General features: G+C 69.4%; 16 protein-coding genes. 7 read left to right on the top strand and 9 right to left on the bottom strand.

The genetic code is table 11. From position 1 onward, the window contains the following. The first annotated feature begins 50 nt into the window (after positions 1–50). Entirely contained in the window at positions 51–722 is a 672-nt protein-coding gene (locus tag ACWIGI_RS17320) for a hypothetical protein (protein WP_454203386.1), read from the top strand. Between the two features lie 92 nt (positions 723–814). Here the strand turns inward: ACWIGI_RS17320 and ilvC are convergent, their stop codons facing one another. The 3 genes from ilvC to ACWIGI_RS17305 all read right to left on the bottom strand — a co-directional run bounded on the left by ilvC (position 815) and on the right by ACWIGI_RS17305 (position 4,374). Then, positions 815–1,816: a ketol-acid reductoisomerase gene (ilvC, locus tag ACWIGI_RS17315; protein ID WP_454203415.1), complete on the bottom strand. Its 1,002-nt coding sequence runs from the start codon at positions 1,814–1,816 to the stop codon at positions 815–817. 108 nt (positions 1,817–1,924) lie between these two features. Beyond that, positions 1,925–2,428 (bottom strand): acetolactate synthase small subunit, encoded by a 504-nt coding sequence (gene ilvN / locus ACWIGI_RS17310; protein ID WP_454203385.1) that lies wholly within the window; start codon positions 2,426–2,428, stop codon positions 1,925–1,927. Beyond that, positions 2,425–4,374 carry an acetolactate synthase large subunit gene (locus tag ACWIGI_RS17305; RefSeq protein WP_454203384.1) on the bottom strand — a complete coding sequence of 650 codons (1,950 nt, stop codon included), beginning with the start codon at positions 4,372–4,374 and terminating at the stop codon, positions 2,425–2,427. The genes ilvN and ACWIGI_RS17305 overlap by 4 nt, the downstream gene beginning before the upstream one ends. A 372-nt stretch (positions 4,375–4,746) precedes the next feature. Here ACWIGI_RS17305 and ACWIGI_RS17300 point away from each other — a divergent pair, with 372 nt between their 5' ends. From ACWIGI_RS17300 to ACWIGI_RS17290, 3 genes are all read left to right on the top strand, one after another. Next, complete coding sequence (locus tag ACWIGI_RS17300) at positions 4,747–5,244, top strand: PH domain-containing protein (protein ID WP_454203383.1); 498 nt, start codon at positions 4,747–4,749, stop codon at positions 5,242–5,244. Between the two features lie 150 nt (positions 5,245–5,394). Continuing rightward, complete coding sequence (ilvD, locus tag ACWIGI_RS17295) at positions 5,395–7,236, top strand: dihydroxy-acid dehydratase (RefSeq protein ID WP_454203382.1); 1,842 nt, start codon at positions 5,395–5,397, stop codon at positions 7,234–7,236. Between the two features lie 11 nt (positions 7,237–7,247). Beyond that, positions 7,248–7,547, top strand: coding sequence for a hypothetical protein (locus tag ACWIGI_RS17290; RefSeq protein WP_454203381.1), 300 nt, complete (start codon positions 7,248–7,250; stop codon positions 7,545–7,547). 249 nt (positions 7,548–7,796) lie between these two features. Here the strand turns inward: ACWIGI_RS17290 and ACWIGI_RS17285 are convergent, their stop codons facing one another. Beyond that, a complete protein-coding gene (locus ACWIGI_RS17285) occupies positions 7,797–8,723 on the bottom strand; it encodes a DoxX family membrane protein (protein WP_454203380.1) in 927 nt (308 codons plus the stop codon). Between the two features lie 136 nt (positions 8,724–8,859). On the opposite strand from ACWIGI_RS17285, the gene ACWIGI_RS17280 reads away from it, so the two are divergent. Further along, the gene (locus tag ACWIGI_RS17280) at positions 8,860–10,008 is read left to right on the top strand and encodes a PQQ-dependent sugar dehydrogenase (RefSeq protein WP_454203379.1); all 1,149 of its coding nucleotides are present in this window, start codon (positions 8,860–8,862) and stop codon (positions 10,006–10,008) included. 302 nt (positions 10,009–10,310) lie between these two features. Here ACWIGI_RS17280 and gatB read toward each other — a convergent pair whose 3' ends face one another. From gatB to ACWIGI_RS17255, 5 genes are all read right to left on the bottom strand, one after another. Then, positions 10,311–11,822, bottom strand: coding sequence for an Asp-tRNA(Asn)/Glu-tRNA(Gln) amidotransferase subunit GatB (gene gatB, locus ACWIGI_RS17275; protein WP_454203378.1), 1,512 nt, complete (start codon positions 11,820–11,822; stop codon positions 10,311–10,313). A gap of 172 nt (positions 11,823–11,994) precedes the next feature. Beyond that, the gene (locus tag ACWIGI_RS17270; protein WP_454203377.1) at positions 11,995–13,371 is read right to left on the bottom strand and encodes an alpha/beta hydrolase family protein; all 1,377 of its coding nucleotides are present in this window, start codon (positions 13,369–13,371) and stop codon (positions 11,995–11,997) included. Positions 13,372–13,623: 252 nt separating this feature from the next. Next, complete coding sequence (locus tag ACWIGI_RS17265; protein WP_454203376.1) at positions 13,624–16,119, bottom strand: FtsX-like permease family protein; 2,496 nt, start codon at positions 16,117–16,119, stop codon at positions 13,624–13,626. Then, entirely contained in the window at positions 16,116–16,871 is a 756-nt protein-coding gene (locus ACWIGI_RS17260) for an ABC transporter ATP-binding protein (protein WP_454203375.1), read from the bottom strand. Before ACWIGI_RS17260 ends, ACWIGI_RS17265 begins: the two co-directional genes overlap by 4 nt. 30 nt (positions 16,872–16,901) lie before the next feature. Beyond that, a complete protein-coding gene (locus tag ACWIGI_RS17255) occupies positions 16,902–17,231 on the bottom strand; it encodes a hypothetical protein (protein ID WP_454203374.1) in 330 nt (109 codons plus the stop codon). Positions 17,232–17,420: 189 nt separating this feature from the next. On the opposite strand from ACWIGI_RS17255, the gene ACWIGI_RS17250 reads away from it, so the two are divergent. Further along, a complete protein-coding gene (locus ACWIGI_RS17250) occupies positions 17,421–18,893 on the top strand; it encodes a sensor histidine kinase (protein WP_454203373.1) in 1,473 nt (490 codons plus the stop codon). Continuing rightward, the gene (locus ACWIGI_RS17245; RefSeq protein ID WP_454203372.1) at positions 18,890–19,576 is read left to right on the top strand and encodes a response regulator; all 687 of its coding nucleotides are present in this window, start codon (positions 18,890–18,892) and stop codon (positions 19,574–19,576) included. Before ACWIGI_RS17250 ends, ACWIGI_RS17245 begins: the two co-directional genes overlap by 4 nt. Positions 19,577–19,617 lie beyond the last annotated feature (41 nt).

Below are 19,617 nucleotides of genomic sequence, written 5' to 3'. Positions count from 1 at the left end.
CGCGAACTTTAGCATAGACCTTATAGTATAAGTCTTATACTATCGCTGACATGGCTACTTCTCCCGACCTCCGCCGCCTGACCGGGGCCGCCGCCCTGCTCGGCGCCGGGCTCACCTTCGTCCAGCTCCCCCTCTACTTCGTCTACGCCGGACCCCCGCCGGACTGGAACATCCTGACCCGCGCCCTGTTCGGCCTCGCGGGCATGATGGCCCTGCTGGTGTTCTTCACCGGCCTCGGACAGCTCGTCAAACACGCACGGCCCGAACTGGATTGGCTCGGCGCGATCATCACCAACGCCGGATTGCTCTGGCTCGCCATGGTTCTCGTGTCCACCGGCCTCGAGGTCGGCGCGACGATCCAGGCCCCCGACCCCATCGACCCGACCATCACCGTCAGCGGCACCTACATCCTGTACGGCACCATCTCCCGCTTCCTGGAAGCGCTGATGTTCGCCGCCACCGCGTACGCCATCCACCGCACCGCCCTGCTCCCCCGCTGGGCCGCCCGCACGGCGTACATCCTGGCGGCGGTCAATCTCGCCTTCACGCCGTCGCTGTTCTTCGGGAACACCCCGGCGAACTTCTACGCCGCCAACGGCTGGGGCACCACCGCCACCATGGGCGCGCTGACCATGACCTGGCTCGTCGCCGCGGGCGTCGCGCTGGTCCGCGGACGGTCCGGGGTCGAACCCGGCACTCCGGAGCGGGCAGTTGCGCACTGAGATGAGCTGCGCGGCAACGCACTCCCCGCCCCGGACACGCGAAAGGCCCGGCACTCACCAGGAGTGCCGGGCCTTTCAGCGATCAGAAAACCTTACGCGGTTTCGGTGATCGGGCGGTCGACCCAGCTCATCAGGCCGCGCAGCTTGGCGCCGGTGACCTCGATCGGGTGCTCGGCGTTCGCCTTGCGCAGGCCCTCGAGCTCGGTGTTGCCGTTCTCGACGTTGGCGACCAGGCGCTTGACGAAGGTGCCGTCCTGGATGTCGGTCAGGATCGCCTTCATGCGCTCCTTGGTGCCGGCGTCGATGACGCGCGGGCCCGACAGGTAGCCGCCGAACTCGGCGGTGTCGGACACCGAGTAGTTCATGCGGGCGATGCCACCCTCGTACATGAGGTCGACGATCAGCTTGAGCTCGTGCAGGACCTCGAAGTACGCCATCTCGGGCGCGTAGCCGGCCTCGACCATGACCTCGAAGCCGGTCTTGACGAGCTCCTCGGTGCCACCGCAGAGCACGGCCTGCTCACCGAACAGGTCGGTCTCGGTCTCTTCCTTGAAGGTGGTCTTGATGACGCCGGCGCGCGCGCCGCCGATGGCCTTCGCGTAGGACAGCGCCAGGGCCTGGCCCTCGCCCTTCGGGTCCTGATCGACGGCGATCAGGGCCGGAACGCCCTTGCCGTCGACGTACTGACGACGCACCAGGTGGCCGGGGCCCTTCGGGGCGACCATGGCGACGGTGACGTTGGCCGGAGCCTTGATCAGACCGAAGTGGATGTTCAGGCCGTGGCCGAAGAACAGCGCGTCGCCATCCTTGAGGTTGGGCTCGATGTCGTTGGTGAAGATCGACGCCTGCGCGGTGTCGGGCGCGAGGACCATGATCACGTCGGCCCAGGCGGCGACCTCGGCGGGAGTGCCGACGGTCAGACCGGCCTCTTCGGCCTTCGGACGGGACTTGGAGCCCTCGGTCAGGCCGACGCGGACCTCGACGCCGGAATCGCGCAGGCTCAGCGAGTGCGCGTGGCCCTGGCTGCCGTAGCCGATCACGGCGACCTTGCGGCCCTGGATGATCGACAGGTCGGCGTCGTCGTCGTAGAACATCTCGACTGCCACTTTGGGTTCTCCTTCTTGGATTCTGTGTCTGAGCTATGTGTATCCCGGCACAGCTTGCCGGGATGACGATCGATTGGCCGCCGGGGCGGCCGGTTACTAGCGAGTTGCGGTGATGGACTTGGGTCCGCGGCCCACCGCGACGACTCCGGACTGCACGATCTCACGGATGCCGTACGGCTCCATCATGCGCAGCAGTGCGTCGAGCTTGGAACGGGTACCGGTCGCCTCGATGGTGAGCGCGTCGGGCGAGACATCGATCACCTTGGCGCGGAACAGGTTCACGGCCTCGATGACCTGGGTGCGCACACTCGCGTCCGCGCGCACCTTCACCAGGATCAGTTCGCGGGCAACCGAGCTCTCGTTGTCCTGCTCGACGATCTTGATGACGTTGACCAGCTTGTTGAGCTGCTTGGTCACCTGCTCGAGCGGCAGATCCTCGACCGTGACGACGATGGTCATACGCGAGATCTCGGGGATCTCGGTACCGCCGACGGCGAGCGACTCGATATTGAAGCCGCGGCGGGAGAACAGCGACGCGACGCGCGCGAGCACGCCGGGCTTGTCCTCCACCAGCACGGAGAGGGTGTGGGTCGTGCTCATTCCTCGGTCCCCTTCTGGGCGGCCTTCTCGTGGGCGGTGAGCGTGGCCTTCTCGTGCGACATGGCCTCGTGGATCACCGCGGGCTCGTCGATCGCCTCGTCGTCGTCGAACAGCGGGCGGATGCCGCGCGCGGCCATGATCTCGTCGTTGGAGGTGCCGGCGGCGACCATCGGCCACACCTGCGCGTCCTTGCCGACGATGAAATCGATCACCACGGGCCGGTCGTTGATCGACTGCGCCTCGCGGATCGCGGCCTCGACGTCCTCTTCCTTCTCCACGCGAATGCCGTGGCAGCCCAGGGCTTCCGCGAGCTTCACGAAGTCCGGGATGCGCAGGGTGTGCGTGCCCAGATCGGTGTTGGAGTACCGCTGCTCGTAGAACAGGGTCTGCCACTGGCGGACCATGCCCAGGTTGCCGTTGTTGATCAGCGCGACCTTGATCGGCACGCCCTCGACGGCGCAGGTGGCCAGTTCCTGATTGGTCATCTGGAAGCAGCCGTCGCCGTCGATGGCCCAGACCTCGCGGTCCGGCATGCCCATCTTGGCGCCCATGGCGGCCGGGACCGAGTAGCCCATGGTGCCCAGGCCACCGGAGTTCAGCCAGGTGCGCGGCTTCTCGTACTTGATGAACTGGGCGGCCCACATCTGGTGCTGGCCCACGCCCGCACAGTAGATCGCGTCGGGACCGGCGAGCCGGCCCAGGGTCTCGATGACGAACTCGGGCGAGAGCGAACCGTCGGACGGGGTCTTCCAGCCCAGCGGGTACTGATCGCGCACGCCGGACAGGTAGGCCCACCACTCGGTGAGGTTCAGCAGCGGCGCGTCGCCGGCGGCCGGATCGGACTTGAGGGTCTCGATCAGCTCGGCGATGACCTCGCGGCAGTCACCCACGATCGGGACGTCCGCGTGCCGGTTCTTGCCGATCTCGGCCGGGTCGATGTCGGCGTGGATGACCTTGGCGTGCGGCGCGAAGGAATCCAGCTGACCGGTGACGCGGTCGTCGAAACGCGCGCCGAGGGTGATCAGCAGGTCCGACTTCTGCAGGGCCGCGACGGCGCCGACGGTGCCGTGCATGCCGGGCATGCCCATGTTCAGGGTGTGCGTGTCGGGGAACGAGCCGCGGGCCATGAGGGTGGTCACGACCGGGATGCCGGTCAGTTCCGCCAGCTCGAGCAGCTCCGCGTGCGCGTCGGCCTTGATGACGCCGCCGCCGACGTAGAGCACGGGCGCCTTGGCTTCCATGATCATGCGGGCGGCCTCGCGCACCTGCTTGCCGTGCGGCTTGGTGACCGGACGGTAGCCGGGCAGGCGCATCTCCGGCGGCCAGCTGAAGGTCGTCTGGGCCTGCAGCACGTCCTTGGGGATGTCGACCAGGACCGCGCCCGGGCGGCCGGAGGCGGCCAGGTAGAACGCCTCGGCGAGCATGCGCGGGATGTCGATCGGGTCGGTCACCAGGAAGTTGTGCTTGGTACACGCCATGGTGATGCCGGAGATGTCGGCTTCCTGGAACGCGTCGGTGCCGATGAGGCTGCGGCCGACCTGACCGGTGATCGCCACCAGCGGGACCGAGTCCATCTGCGCGTCGGCGATCGGGGTCACCAGGTTGGTCGCGCCCGGACCGGACGTGGCCATGCACACACCGACCTTGCCGGTGGCCTGGGCGTAGCCGGTGGCCGCGTGGCCGCCGCCCTGCTCGTGGCGAACCAGCACGTGGCGGACCTTGACCGAGTCGAACAGCGGGTCGTAGACCGGAAGAATCGCACCGCCCGGAATACCGAATACCGTGTCGACGCCGAGCTCCTCGAGGGAGCGGACAACAGACTGCGCGCCGGTGACCCGCTCGGGCGGGACCTGGCGACGATTCGGGGTGGCCGGAGCCGGGGCCGCGGGGGCCGCGGGCGCGGGCCGTCGGGCCGAGGGCCCGGGTCGGGCGGTAGGTGCGCTCACCGTCTGTTCCTTACTGCTCTGTCGTTCGGAGTTCATGGGCTTGCCTGAACACAAAAAAGCCCTCGACAGCCATGGCTGTTCGAGGGTGGCGCGTCGCAGCTGCGAGCTGACGTAATAGACCTATAGTCGTCGGCTCAGCGCTGGACGCGCCGGCCGATTACGAGCAACTCGAATCGATTCACGCGCACGACGGTATGTGTGCATGAGCCGCTGAGTCAAACATCTGACCATGTGTGTCTCATTATGTGAGACAGAGCGGTTGTTCGGGTTCGTTCAACACAATGCGAGGATGGGGGTGTGTCATCACCGCATCAGTCCGTGCCACCGGCTCGATCGTCCCACACGCCCGACTCAGGATCGGACACGGGTCGCGTGATCCGGCTCCCGAGACTCGCGCATCTCGGGGTCTTCCTCCTGCTGTTCTCCGTGGCTTTCCCGTTCTTCGGGGCGCCGAAGGTGCTGTGGGTGTTGTTCGCCATACCGATCGCGCTGGCGGTGTGGATCGAACGATCCCGGACGAAGGTCTCCGAATCGGGCATCGACACCCGGAGCATGTTCTCGAGCCGGCACATCGACTGGGCGGACGTGCGCGGGCTGCGCATCCCCAAACGTGGCTGGCTGCAACTGCATCTGGCCGACGACTCGGACGCGAGCCTGCCGGGCGTGAGCTACGACCGGCTCTCGGCGCTGGTCGAGGCGTCCAACGGGCGCATCCCGGATCCGTTCGTGGAACCGCTGGACGCGGACGCGGCGGAGGCCGAATCCGAGGCGACGGCGGACGAGCCCGCGGCGAGCGACGAGCAGCGCGCGGACGCCGAGACGCCGAAAGCCGAGAGCGGCAACGGCGTCGAGGGTGACAAGAACGCCTAGCCATCCGCACCCGCCGCGTGCCGGGGGTGCGAGGTTTCGGCCGCTGACGGGGATTACCGGGCGCGGGAGTAACGTTGTGCACCCCGCCGACCTATGCGGCGCAGTCGCCGAACAGCCCCCTGCGACGAGAAATCCGAGGACCCGAAACTCATGCCACCGCTTCGCTCACGAACCACCACCGTCGGACGCAACGCCGCGGGCGCTCGCTCGCTATGGCGCGCGACGGGCCTGACCGACTCCGACTTCGGTAAGCCGATCGTCGCCATCGCGAACTCGTACACCCAGTTCGTCCCCGGCCACGTGCATCTGAAGGACGTCGGCGAGATCGTGGCCGAGGCGGTCCGGGCGGCGGGCGGCGTACCGCGCGAGTTCCACACCATCGCGGTCGACGACGGCATCGCGATGGGTCACGGCGGCATGCTGTACTCGCTGCCCTCGCGCGAGATCATCGCCGACTCGGTCGAGTACATGGCCAACGCGCACACCGCCGACGCCCTGGTCTGCATCTCCAACTGCGACAAGATCACTCCCGGCATGCTGAACGCCGCGATGCGGCTGAACATCCCGGCCGTGTTCGTCTCGGGCGGTCCGATGGAGGCCGGTAAGGCCGTCGTGGTGGACGGTGTGGCGCACGCCCCGACCGACCTCATCACCGCCATCTCCGCCAGCGCCTCGCAGGCCGTGTCCGAGGAGGGCCTGAGCGAGGTCGAGCGCAGCGCGTGCCCGACCTGTGGCTCGTGCTCGGGCATGTTCACCGCCAACTCCATGAACTGCCTCACCGAGGCCCTGGGCCTGGCGCTGCCGGGCAACGGCTCCACCCTCGCCACGCACTCCGCGCGCCGGGCGCTGTTCGAGCGGGCCGGCCGGGTCATCGTGGAGGCGGCCAACCGCTGGTACCGCGACGACGACGCCTCGGTGCTGCCGCGAAACATCGCCAACGTCAAGGCTTTCCGCAACGCGATGGCCCTGGACGTGGCCATGGGCGGCTCCACCAACACGGTGCTGCACACCCTGGCCGCGGCGCAGGAGGGCGAGATCGCCTTCGATCTGTCCGACATCGACGCGATCTCGCGCCGGGTGCCGTGCCTGTCCAAGGTCTCGCCCAACTCCGATTACCACATGGAGGATGTGCACCGCGCCGGCGGAATCCCGGCCCTGCTCGGCGAATTGCGCCGCGGCGGCCTGCTCGAGACCGACGTCAGCACGGTGCACACCGCCTCGTTCGACGAGTGGCTGGACGAGTGGGATATCCGCTCCGGCAAGGCTTCCGACGAGGCCATCGAGCTCTTCCACGCCGCGCCGGGCGGCGTGCGCACCACCGAGCCGTTCTCCACCGACAACCGCTGGTCCTCGCTGGACACCGACGCGGTCGGCGGCTGCATCCGCGATATCGCCAACGCCTACACGGTCGAGGGTGGGCTCTGCGTACTGCGCGGCAACATCGCGCTCGACGGCGCGATCCTCAAGACCGCGGGCATCGACGAGGAACTGTTCACCTTCGAGGGTCCGGCCGTGGTGGTCGAATCCCAGGAGGAGGCCGTTTCGCTGATCCTGGGCAAGAAGATTCAGCCCGGCGACGTGGTCGTGGTCCGCTACGAGGGCCCCAAGGGCGGTCCGGGTATGCAGGAGATGCTGCACCCCACCTCGTTCCTCAAGGGCATGGGTCTGGGCAAGGTCTGCGCGCTCATCACCGACGGCCGGTTCTCCGGCGGCACCTCGGGTCTGTCGATCGGGCACATGTCGCCCGAGGCAGCTGGCGGCGGCGCGATCGGCCTGATCGAGAACGGTGACCGGATCCGGATCGACGTGCACACCCGCGCACTGGAACTGCTGGTCGACGACGCCGTGCTGGCCGAGCGCCGCGCGAAGATGGAAGCCTCCGAGCGTCCGTGGCAGCCGGTGAACCGGGAGCGCCCGGTGACCACCGCCCTGCGCGCCTACGCCGCGCTCGCCACCTCCGCCGACAAGGGCGCCGTGCGGCACGTGCCGTAGAAAGAGCTGAGATGACAATCGAATACGTCGGCAAGGCCGACACGATGCTGGCCGAGTACTCGGCCATGTTGGAGCGCTCCGATCGGCGCAACACCCGCGCGCGCGAGTTGCTCGCCGAGGCGGAGGAACTCGCCGCCGAGGCGCGCGAGCTCGACAACGCCGAGCTGTTCGCCGCCCCCGCCGACGCGGCGCGGATCAGTCAGCATCGCGCGATGCTGAACGCGGAGATCGACTCGAAGTCGGGTGAGGTGCTGCGGCTGCACCAGGAGACGTTCCAGGAATGGGAGCGGTTCAACGCCACTCAGTGGTGAGGAGGTTTCGCGGGGGCAAGCCCCCGCTGACCCCCATGGGATGAAAGAAGGTTCGCGGGGGCTTCCCCCGCGTACCCCCTCGGGACCTGCCACCCGACGGAGTAGGACGCTCGCGGGAATTTCCCCCGAACCCTGTGAACCCTCGCTCGAGCGCGATACCCGCGCCGACAATCAGCCACGCGGAGCCGTCGCAGGACATGAAACGGCCCGGGGATCTGTCGGATCCCCGGGCCGTTTCGATGTTTCGGGTCAGTTGAAGGGGCCGATGCCGGTCAGGGGATTGCCGCCGTGGAGGTAGATGTAGGTCGCGACCGCGGCGGCGATCGCGGCCACCAGGGCCGCCAGGGAGCCGAGGAAGGGGCGGGTCGCCCAGCCGCGGTTGCGGTCGAGGGAGAGGCGGCCGGGTCCGGTCAGGATCAGGGCGGCGGCCGCGCCGGCCAGGATCGAGTCGATCTCCACGCCGGACTGGGTGCCCGCGTTGTACTGGAAGCCGGGGATCATGCCCTGTTTCCACATCCAGGCGTCGAGGATCACCGCCAGCACCGCGCCGGCGGCCAGGGGGGTGGCCAGGCCCAGCACGATCAGGATGCCGCCGCCGAGCTCGCCGACCATCAGCAGGCTCGCGGCGATGTCCGGATGCTTCCAGCCGCCGCTCTCCATCATGTCGCGGGTGCCTTCGAGGCCGGGGCCGTTGAACCAGCCGGTCAGCTTCTGCAGGCCGTGGTAGATGAAGGTGCCGCCGATCATCAAGCGCAGCAGCAGGAGTCCGAGGTCGAGGGTGCCGCGCCGATCGTCGCCGCGCCGCCGGAGCCTGCCGTTCGACTCGCCCGGTCCGGGCGGGGCGGGCGGGATGCTGGCGAACGCGTAGGTGGGAGCGGTGGCGTCGGGCGTCGCGGTGGCGTCGCCCGCGCCCGACACGCCCGAACCGGCGGTGCTCTCCTCCTTGACCGCGGAGTAGATCGGCACCTCCGGATCCAGGCCGAGATCCTCGTCGGTGCGCGGGAGGTCCTTGGCGGGCTGGTCCTTGGTGAAGGCGGGTAGCGAACCGGAGGTGGTGAACTGCTCGGTCGGCGAATCGTAGGGACTGCTGACCGGTGCACCTACCGGCCGAGGTGCGGCCGCGGGCGTTTCGCCGCCCGGCGCACCGGTGGACGGCTCGTTAGGCTTCTCTGTCACGCGGGTCAGAGTATGCGTCCGAAGCGCTCCGCACACGACAGTCGCGGGCGTGTCCACCGTCCAGTTCGTCGGGCCTGCGAAGAATGGCCCACCCCCGTCCGCGCATCCGCGCCGGGTTTTCCGTAACGTCTGGAGCATGAGTTTGGTTGCTGGCGGCCGTGTCGGGGTGGGCGCGCGGAAAGTCGCGCTCGTCGTGACCCTCGGTGCCGTACTGCTGTCCGGCTGCGCCCGCTTCGACGACAGCGCCTCGAGCCCCTTCACGACCGAGCCCGCCTGGCAGGACGCGGATCTGGGCACCAAGGATCCCAAGGCGCCTTCCTCCTCGACCAAGCGCCCCGATCTGCCGTGTGTGGATCCCGATCCGGCCGTGGTGGTTTCGTGCCTGGACACCACCGGCGGGCTGGTGTCGCTGCCCGACGGGGTGAGCGCGCTGGTGGGTGAGCGACTCACCGGCCGCATCCTCAAGGTGGTCGCCACCGACGAGGGTGAGCCGCCCGCGCCGGTCGAGGTTGCCAAGGTGCCGGTGGATCCCGCCGGCGACGGCGGCCTGACCTCCCTGACCCTGTCCCCCAGCTTCGGCGAGGACGGGCTCATCTACGCCTACACCACCACCGGCAGCGACAACCGCGTGGTGCGCGTGTCGCTCGAGGGCGGTGAGGCCAAGCCGATTCTCACCGGAATCCCCAAGGGCGCCACCGGCAATCGCGGCTCGATCGACTTCCATTCCGGCGACAAGATGCTGGTGCTGACCGGTGACACCGGCAATCCCGGCGCCGCCGCCGACAACGGCTCACTGGCCGGAAAGCTGTTGAGCGTCACCGGCCCCGCGCCCGGCGCGTCGGCGCAGGTCATGCTCGCCGGCATCGGGACCGCCGGTGGCGTGTGCTCCGATCACGCCGATTCGATCTGGGTCACCGACCGCACCGCCACCGAGGACCGGCTGCAGCGCGTCGCCGGGGACGGCACCGCGTCGGTGGCGTGGAGCTGGCCCGATCGGCCCGGCGTGGCCGGGTGCGCGGCGGCCTCGGACGGGGTGGCGATCTCCCTCACCAATCAGAAGGCCCTGGCGATCGCGCAGGCCGACAAGGAAACGCACGCGGTGACCGCGGCCCCGTCGCTGTACGCCCAGGACAAGTACGGCCGCCTGGACGGCGCGGCCATGGGCGGCGACGGGACGATCTGGGTCTCGACCGTGAACAAGACCGACGGGCAGCCGAACCAGTACGACGATCGCGTCGTGCGGATCCCGCCGCCGTCGTCGGGCAGCGGGAGCGGACCGGACTAACCGGCATCCGAACACCGTGTGGCGCACAGCGATCGCTGTGCGCCACAGTTCTTTGCGGCCACAGGCCGACCGAACACGGCCCACCCGGTGCACAACTCGCCGGGAACACGACGCACCGCAGACACCGCGCGGGAGGGTAGGTCGCGGTTCCGGCACAGCTCGCCGGCGGCGACTCGGGGTTCGCCGAGGTCGACATCGCTCGGGCGGTGACCGATATCCGCAAACGGCTGCGGCGCACGACCGGATGGGTCGTGCGCCGCAGGCGAATTCGTGAGACCGCTCGAGCGGATGCGGGATTCGGGTTACGACACGCCGCAGGCGGCGAGGACCAGTTCGCGCACGCGGGCCGCGTCGGCCTGGCCGCGGGTGGCCTTCATGACGTCGCCCACGACCTTGCCCGCCGCGGCGACCTTGCCGGACTTGATCTTCTCGGCGATGTCGGGGTTCGCGGCCAGGGCCTTCTGCACCTCGGCCTCGAGGGCCGAGTCGTCGCTGACCATGCCCAGGCCCTTGGCCTCGATGATCGCGGCGGGCTCGCCCTCGCCGGCCAGGACGAAGTCGACGACCTGCTTGGCGGTCTTGTTGTTGATGGTCTTGGCCTCGACCAGCGCGGCCACCTCGGCGACCTGCTTCGGGGTGATGGGCAGCTCGTCGAGCGCGACCTCGAGCCCCTTGGCCTTCTCGGTCAGGTAGGCGACCCACCAGGAGCGGGCGGCGTCCACCGAGGCCCCGGCGTCCACCGTCGCGATGATCAGGTCGAGCGCGTCGGCGTTGACCAGGTCGCGGAACACCTCGTCGGACAGGCCCCAGTCGGCCTGGATCCGCGCGCGGCGCAGCCACGGGTACTCGGGGATGGTGCCGCGCAGTTCCTCGACCCAGGCTGCGTCCGGCGCGACCGGCTCGAGGTCCGGCTCGGGGAAGTAGCGGTAGTCCTCGGCGGATTCCTTGGGCCGCCCGGCCGAGGTGGAGCCGTCGCCCTCGTGGAAGTGCCTGGTCTCCATGGTGATCGTGCCGCCCGCGGCGAGCACGGCGGCCTGGCGGCGCATCTCGTAGCGCACCGCGACCTCGACGCTCTTGAGCGAGTTCACGTTCTTGGTCTCGGTGCGGGTGCCGAATTCCTTGGCGCCCACCGGCATCAGCGAGACGTTGGCGTCGCAGCGCAGCGAGCCCTGCTCCATCTTGACGTCGGAGACGTTCAGCGACTTGAGGACCTCGCGTAGCGCGGTCACGTACGCGCGGGCCACCTCGGGTGCGCGTTCGCCCGCGCCCTCGATGGTCTTGGTGACGATCTCGATGAGCGGCACCCCGGCGCGGTTGTAGTCCAGCAGCGAGTGCGAGGCGCCGTGGATGCGCCCGGTCGCGCCGCCCATGTGGGTGGACTTGCCGGTGTCCTCCTCCATGTGCGCGCGCTCGATCTCGACGCGGAAGATCTCGCCGTCGTCGAGCACCACGTCGAGGTAGCCGTCGGTCGCGATGGGCTCGTCGTACTGGCTGATCTGGTAGTTCTTCGGCTGGTCCGGGTAGAAGTAGTTCTTGCGGGCGAACCGGCCCCACGGGGTGATGGAGCAGTTCAGCGCCAGGCCGATGCGAATCGCGGATTCGACCGCCTTCTCGTTCACCACCGGCAGCGACCCGGGCAGGCCCAGGCAGACCGGGCACACCTGGGTGTTGGGCGCGGCGCCGAACTCGGTCGGGCAGCCGCAGAACATCTTGGTCGCGGTGCCCAGTTCGACGTGGACCTCCATGCCCAGCACCGGCTCGTAGCGGGTGATGACGTCGGCGTAATCCATCAACTCGACCGTGGCTGCACTCATGAGGACCATCCTATGAGTCGCGTGCCGTATGAACCGCCACGGCCCCGACGATGGCCGGGTCAGGAGCGGACCGCGGGCATCCCGGCACGTCACGGGGTATGCGGCGCGACATGGGTTCCGGACGGTCGAATCCCGACGCGAATCGCTCGGCGACCCGCGAGAGCGGCTGCTCCTACTTCTTGGGCGGGAACCGCTGGGTCAGCCAGGCGGTCACGTCGGTCAGTACCTCGGGCGCGACGGTCGTCTCGATGGTGACGTACTCGGCGACCTGCCCGGTGGGCGCGGGCTGCATGAGGTGGTTGAGCCCCGGGTAGACCTTCACGGTCGAGTCGGTGCCTGCCAGCAGCGCCCGCATGGGCTCGGCGCTCTGCGCGGGCGGGACCTGCACGTCCTTGTCGCCGAAGAACGCGAAGACCGGGATACGCAGCGCCGACAGGTCCGGGGCGGGGTCATAGCCCAGGAACGACGCCATGTACTTCGTGTTCACCGCGTCCAGGGCGGCCTCGGACTGCCGCTGTTCGGCGGGCACGGACTCGTTGTGCCGCACCTGAACCTGCTTGGCCCCGGCGAGATCGCCGTGTGCGAGCACCTCGGTCCACTCGGTGACGTACCGCACCTGGGCGTCGACCTCCTCGGGCGTCGCCCCGCCCGCGGTGAGGATCACCCTGTTCTGCTCGATCAGCACATCGCGACCGGAGACGCCGGGACCGGCCATGGAGATGACGAACGCGACGCCGCTGTCCGGGCGGGCGGCGGTCTTGGGCGCGAGGTAGCCGCCCTCGCTGTGCCCGAGCAGTCCGACGCGGTCACGGTCGATGTCGGAGCGAGCGCGCAGGAAGCCCACGCCCGCCGCGACATCGGCGGTCAGATCGTCGTAGGTCGCGTCGTCGAGCTTGCCGCCGGTGCCGCCGACCCCGCGGTCGTCCGCGCGCAGCACCGCGTATCCCGCGCGGGTGAGGGTGTCCGCGAGCAGCAGGAAGGGCTTGTGCCCCATGAGTTCTTCGTTACGGTCCTGCGGTCCGCTGCCGCTGATCAGCAGCACCGCCGGGAACGGTCCCGTGCCCTCGGGGGTGGTGAGCGTGCCCGCGATGGTCACCTCGCCGTTGCGATAGCTCACATCCTCGGACCGATAGGGGTACGGCGGCTTCGGCTCCTGCGGCCGCGCGATCGGCGCGACCCGACCGCGTTCGAGGGTGAGCGCGAAGCTCTGGCCGGCCTGGGTGAAGTCACCGATGATCGTGTCGCTCGCGGAGTCGAAGCGTCCCTTGAACTTCGGATCACCCGGGACGTCCGCGATGGCCCAGTGCACGTCCTCCGGCTCGGACCGCACATCCTTCAGCGGCGCGGCGGCCAAGCCCTGCACCGGGATGTCGATGGTGGCCCCGTCCGAGGTGAAGGTCACCCCGATGTCGAGTGGCGCACCGGGGGTCTGGATGCCCCCGTGCCACTCGCCCTCGGTCGGTGAACTCGGTTCGGAATCCTGCCCGCAACCCGCCACCATCGCGGCAACCGCGAACAGCGCCATCGTGATCAGTCGCCCACTCCGCATACGCGCCACCCTACCGACGCCGTGTCCGAATCTCGGTCGCCGCAGGTCGCCGGCGAACGCTGCCGAGATCGGCCCGCGCCGCCGCCACCGGCCGTGTGCTCGGCGACGAATAGCCAACGGCGCTGCGCCCGGCGGGTCTCGCGCCGCCGCCCGAGCCATGCCGGCGGTGAATCGCCCGGGTTGCCGAATGCCGGCGGGGACGTATCGCCGACCCGGCCGATACGCCCCCGCATGCGCCGAGCGGTGCCCCTCTCAGTCCAGCGCGATCGCCTCCACGATGGGCAGGCGCGCCGCTCGCACGGCCGGTGGAATCGACCCCAGCAGCGCCAGGGCCAGCGCGACCACCGCGTAGATCAGCAGCAACGGGCTGGGCCGGTAGCCGATGTCGATGGAGATGGCGTTGCCGAGCGCGACGGTCGCCAGGTAGTGCACGCCGGAGCCGACGACCAAACCCAGTGCGGCGCCGACGAATCCGATTCCGGCTGCCTCCGCGAGCACGCTGCGGAGCAGGAATCGGCGACTGGTGCCCATCGCCCGCAGCACACCCAGTTCGCGGCGGCGTTCTAGCACCGAGAGCATCAGCGTGTTGAGCAGGGCGACGGTCGCCACCAGCACCACGATCCAGAGAATGGCGGCGCTGATGGAGCTGCCCTGGCGGATGCTGCCGGAAATGGCGTTCAGCGCGCTCGCACCGGTCTCGACCTGGAACTCGGCCGGGACCGCCGCGCGCACCGCGGCCAGCACGACGTCGGGATCCGCGCCGGGCACGAAGTCGACGCCGATGATGGTCTCGCCCGATCGCTGGTACCACTGCCGCAGGATGTCCAGGTCCAGCACCACGATGCCCGCGATGGCCGAGAAGTAGGGGACCACCCGCAGCACGGTCACGTCGTGAATGCCGGTGGGCGTGGGCAATTGCAGCGTCGAGCCCACGACCACGTCCAGCTGCCGCGCCACGTCCCGGGAGATGACCACGCCCTCGCCCCGGGCCATGCGCGCCAGGTCGGCCTCGGTGGTGCCCTCCAGGGCCGAGCTGCGAGCGACGCCACCCTCGTAGCCCTGCAACATGACTCGGCCGCGGCCGAGCGTGGCGAAGGCCATCTGCGCCGCGCCCGCGTCCTCGACGCCCGGGATGGCGCGGATCCTGTCCTTGAGATCGGCGGGCAGGATCGGGCCGGTCGGGAACTGCTCCATGGCGGTGGCGCTGACGAAAACGTCGGTGCGGCTGAGTCCTTCGAAGGTCGAGCCCGCCGCGTCGACCATGTCGCGCGAGGCGTTGCCCATGGCCACCACGGCGGTGACGCCGATCATGACGGTCATGGCGGTCGCCCACACGCGGCGCGGCGCGCGTTCGACCGTGGTCGCCCCGAGCGCGCCCGGTGCACCGAAGAGCCGGGACACCGCGCCGATGACGCGCACGATCGGGCCGGTGGCGGCGAAGCACACCAGCACCGCGCCCGCGATGGAGGTCGAGATGGCGGCCAGCGACAGCCTGCCGATGTCGGCGTTGGCGATGAAGACCCCCGCCACGATCGCGGCCAGACCCGCGGCCAGGGCGGCCCAGCGCAGCAGCGGTTTGACCGCGTCGGCGGAGGAGGTTCCGACCGGGGCGAGCGCCTCGATGGGCGCGACCTTGTACACCTGGCGGGCGGCGATGGCGGCTGCCGCCACACTGGCCAGCACGCACGCGGCCAGGGCCACCGGAACGGCGTAACCGGGCACCATGTACTCGGTCCGCGATTCCACCGATTGCACGATCGCCGCGGGCAGCCTGCCGATGGACACGCGGCCCATGAAGATGCCGACGACCGAGCCGACGAGACCGCCGATCAGGCCCAGCAGCGCGGCCTCCACCAGCAGGCCGAGCACCATGGGCGTGCGCCGGCCGCCGATGGCGCGCAGCAGCGACAGCATCGGGCGGCGTTGCGCCACGGCCATACTCATGGCGTTGTAGATCAGGAACGCGGAGACGATGAGCGCCGCCGCCGAGGACGCGAGGGTGGAGTAACGCACCAGCTGCACCGAACCGCCCGCCTGCGCGCTGCGCAGATCCGGGTCGGCGACCACGGCGCGACCGGCGACGACCCCGGTGAGCGCCGAGCGCAGGGCGTCCACGTCGGCCCCGGGCGCGGCCAGGATCTGCACCGAGTCCAGTTTGCCGGTGTGATCGGCGATCTTCTGCGCCACGGGCAGCGTGGCGATGACGATGTGCCCGCCGTTGACCTTCGCGGAGGTCTCGGCGTCGATGACGCCGACCACGGTGGCGTCCACGGCGCCGAATCGCACCCGATCGCCCTCGTGATGCCCCATGGCCGAGCCGACCAGGACACCGTTGGCGGCGGTGAGCAGCTTGCCGGCCTGCGCGTCGAGCGATCCGCCCAGATCGTTGCCGAGCTGGGCGATGCTCGCGTCCGCGCCGATCAGCAGTGCGCGGCTCTCGCCCGAGCCGATCCCCTGGCGCACCATGGGCACCGCGGTCCCGACCCCGGGGGTGGATCGAATCTGTTGCAGCAGTGCCTGATCGAAGCCCGCGTCGGTGACGCCGGTGATCTCCAGCACGGCGTTGCCGCCCAGGCTGCGGGTGAGTTTGTCCACCGATCCGGTGATGGATCCGGAAATACTGAAGACCGCGACCAGCAGGCCGGCCGAGACGCCCATGACCACCATGGACAGCAGGGTGCGGCCGCGGTGTGCGAGCAGTTCACCGATATTGAACAGCCGCAGGCGATCCCACATCGCTCCGATCATGCGCGCACCACACCCGCGCCGTCGGTCTCTGCGGCGCCGGTCTCGGGCACCGTGCGCACCTCGCCGTCGTCGGTGCGCTGGACCCGCTCGGTGGCGCCGATCTTGCCGTCCCGCAGGGTGATCACGCGGTCGCAGTAGCGCACGGCGCCCATGTCGTGGGTCACCATGACCACCGAGTTGCCCTGGCGGGTGATGTCGCCGAGCAGCTGCAGGATGGACTCACCGGTCTTGGAGTCCAGGTTGCCGGTGGGCTCGTCGGCCAGGATGAGCGGCGGATCCATGATCAGCGCCCGGGCCACCGCGACGCGCTGCATCTGGCCGCCGGAGAGTTCGGCCGGGCGGTGTTCGGCGCGCTCGCCCAGTCCGACCAGGTCCAGCAGTTCGAGCGCGCGCGGCTTGGCCTTGCGTAATCCGGTGCCGTCCAGCAGCTTCGGGATGGCCACGTTCTCCCACGCGGTCAGCGTGGGCAGGAGATTGAAGAACTGGAAGATGAAACCGACCTGATGCCGCCGGAATTCGGACTGCCGATCGTCGTCGAGATCACCGATTTCCTTGCCCTGGAACCGAATCGATCCCGAACCCGGCGAATCGAGCGCCCCGAGCAGATGCAGCAGCGTGCTCTTGCCCGAGCCCGACGGACCGATGATCGCGGTGAACTCCCCCGGTTCGATGCGCAGGCTGATGCCGTCCAGCGCGCGCACACTCTGCCCGCCGATCCGGTATTCCTTGGTGACGTCGGTCAATTCCAGCATGGTCGTTCCCCTCGTGTTCCCTCTGGCGAATCAGCCGGCCAGTGCGCGCACGCGCGGCCGGAAGTAGAGCTGGGCGGTGTCGTAGGTGTCCAGTACCGCGCGCAGGGCGGGCTGTTCGGCGGCGAGTTCGCGGTGGACCTCGATCGCCGACTTGCCTTCGGCCAGTGCGCTTTCCAATTTCACTCCGAGGTGGTTCTCCCATCGGTGCCGCAGCGCGAGCAGTACGCCGTCCGGGCCGCCGAAGAGCCGATCCAGCTCCGGCAGCGCGTGAAACAGGTTCGGGTCGGCGGGATTTCGTGCCGCACGGTCCAGGACGGTGTGCAGGATATCGGTGCGAGCGTGCAGGTCTGCCCAGGTCATGGCCCCCAGCCTTTCGTCTCGCTGCGGATCCGTCCGGATCCGAGCACGGTGGCGATGGTCATGACGCTACGGAGACGTCGTCGCGATGTCGTCGTGCCGCGGACCCGACTTGGCCTCCTACCCCGGTAGGAGACCGGCCCCTGCCCGCGAACGATGTACGCCGTCCAATGCGGCCATTAGCCTTGCAGAATGAACGTGACAGGCGCCACCCCCACCTCGGTCGGGCGCGCACTGGGCGCGGTCGGGCGCAAGGTGGGCTCGGCCGGGCGCGCGTTGGGCGGCACGGGGCTCACGCTGCGCGAGTGCGGGCAGCGCATCCGGCTGTTCGCCCGTCACCCGGTCGAACAGTTCAGAGTGAATGTCGAGCGGACCGGGTTCGGCTACCCCAGCCAGGTCGTGTTCCTGATCGACCTCGTGGTGCTCGCGATTGCGCTGATCGCGGTCGGGCAGCGGATCGGGGAGGGCTATCTGCCCAGCGTGCTGCCCTTCGTCGCGGCGCTGCTGACCCTGGCGCACTGGCCGCTGCACGTGCTCTTCGACGTCATGCCCAAACCGCTGCTGCTGACCGCGATGACCCTCACCGCGGTGGCGTTGTTCCTGGCCCAGCCGGTGCAGAACGACGCGGCGCCGTTCATCCTCATCGCCGTGGCCGGCGAGGTCGCCGCCATCGCCCCGATGATCGTCAGCATCCCGGTCGCGCTGACGATGATCGCGCAACTGATGTTCTTCGAGTCCATCGGGCACGTCGACCTGGGCCTGCCGATCTACGGTTTCGCGGTGCTGTGCGGCTGGATGACCGGGCAGATGATGAACTATCAGCGCCGCTACCTGTACCAGGAACGCGAGTACCAGGAGGTGCGCGCGCTGCAGGCCGCCGACGAGGAACGCAGGCGCATCGCCCGCGAGGTGCACGACGTCATCGCCCATTCGCTGAGCATCACGCTGTTGCACGTCACCGCGGCCCGGCACGCGCTGCAGACCGATCGCGACGTGGACGAGGCGGTGGACGCGCTGGCGGACGCCGAGCGCCTGGGCCGGCAGGCCATGGCCGATATTCGGCGCACGGTGGGCCTGCTCGATCAGCGGCCCGCCTCGCAGACCCCCGAACCCGGGCTCGAGGACATCCCCGAACTGGTCGAGGACTTCGTGCGCGCGGGCATGAACGTGGACTACTCGCTGTGCGGCGACACCACGCGGGTGTCCGCGGGAATCGGCCTGGCCCTGTACCGGATAAGTCAGGAGTCGCTGTCCAACATCGCCAAGCACGCGCCCGGTGCGCGGGCGACGGTGCGAATCGTGCTCAGCGCCAAGGAGGTCGCGGTCGAGGTGCGCAACACCCTGGCCGCGGGTGCGCTGCCGCGGACCGGTCGCGGCATGGGCATCTCGGGAATGCGCCAGCGCGCGGCGCTGCTCGGGGGCACCCTGACCTCCGGACCGCTGGCGGACGGCTGGCACGTGCACGCTCGCATACCGCTGACCAGCGGCCAGCTCGCGTGTATGGCCGCCGTCGCCGAGGATTCGCTGTGGACGGTGCTGCAGTCCATGACCCGCAAGCGCGCGGACGAGGACACCGGGCCCGAGAGCAACCGCGCCGATGCCGAGAAGTCAACGGCCGCACCGGAACAGCTGCTGCCGACCACACACGCCGAGGGGGAACGGTGACCGACCGAGCCGACGACGAGCTCATCGCCGTTCTGGTCGTGGACGATCAGGAGCTGGTACGCGGTGGGCTGCGCCGAATCCTGCGCCGCCGTGACGGTTTCGCGGTCAGCGAATGCTCCGACGGCGACGAGGTGCCCGCCGCGATCGCCACGCACCGGCCCGACGTGGTGCTCATGGATCTGCGGATGAAGCGCATCGGCGGTATCGAGGCCACCCGGACCTTGCGCACGCGGCCGGATCCACCGCCGGTCCTGGTGCTGACCACCTTCGACGACGACCAATTGCTCTCGGGCGCACTGCGTGCGGGCGCCGCGGGCTTCCTGCTCAAGGACTCCCCCGCCGAGGATCTGATCCGCGCGACCCGCACGGTCGCCGGCGGCGGTTCCTGGCTCGATCCCTCGGTCACCCCCCGGGTGCTGAGCGCCTACCGCTCGGTGCGACCGGCGCCGGTCCCGAGCGAGCGGTCCCTGTCCGATCTCACCGTGCGCGAACTCGAGGTGCTCGAGCTGATCGGGCGCGGCCGGCTGAACGGCGAGATCGCGCGCGACCTGGGTATCTCCGAGGTGACGGTGAAAAGCCACGTAGGACACATATTCGGGAAGCTCGGGTTACGAGACCGGGCCGCGGCGATCGTCTTCGCGTTTGACCACGGTGTGGTTTCCCCAGGAGAATCCAGGTCCTGAGGGGTTGGTCGCGGGCGCTTCGCCGTGACCGATCCGGGAGT

It is taken from the genome of Nocardia sp. NPDC055321 (assembly GCF_053645575.1).
Note: the sequence above shows the minus strand (reverse complement) of the source record. Positions and strands in the feature narration are given on the sequence as shown.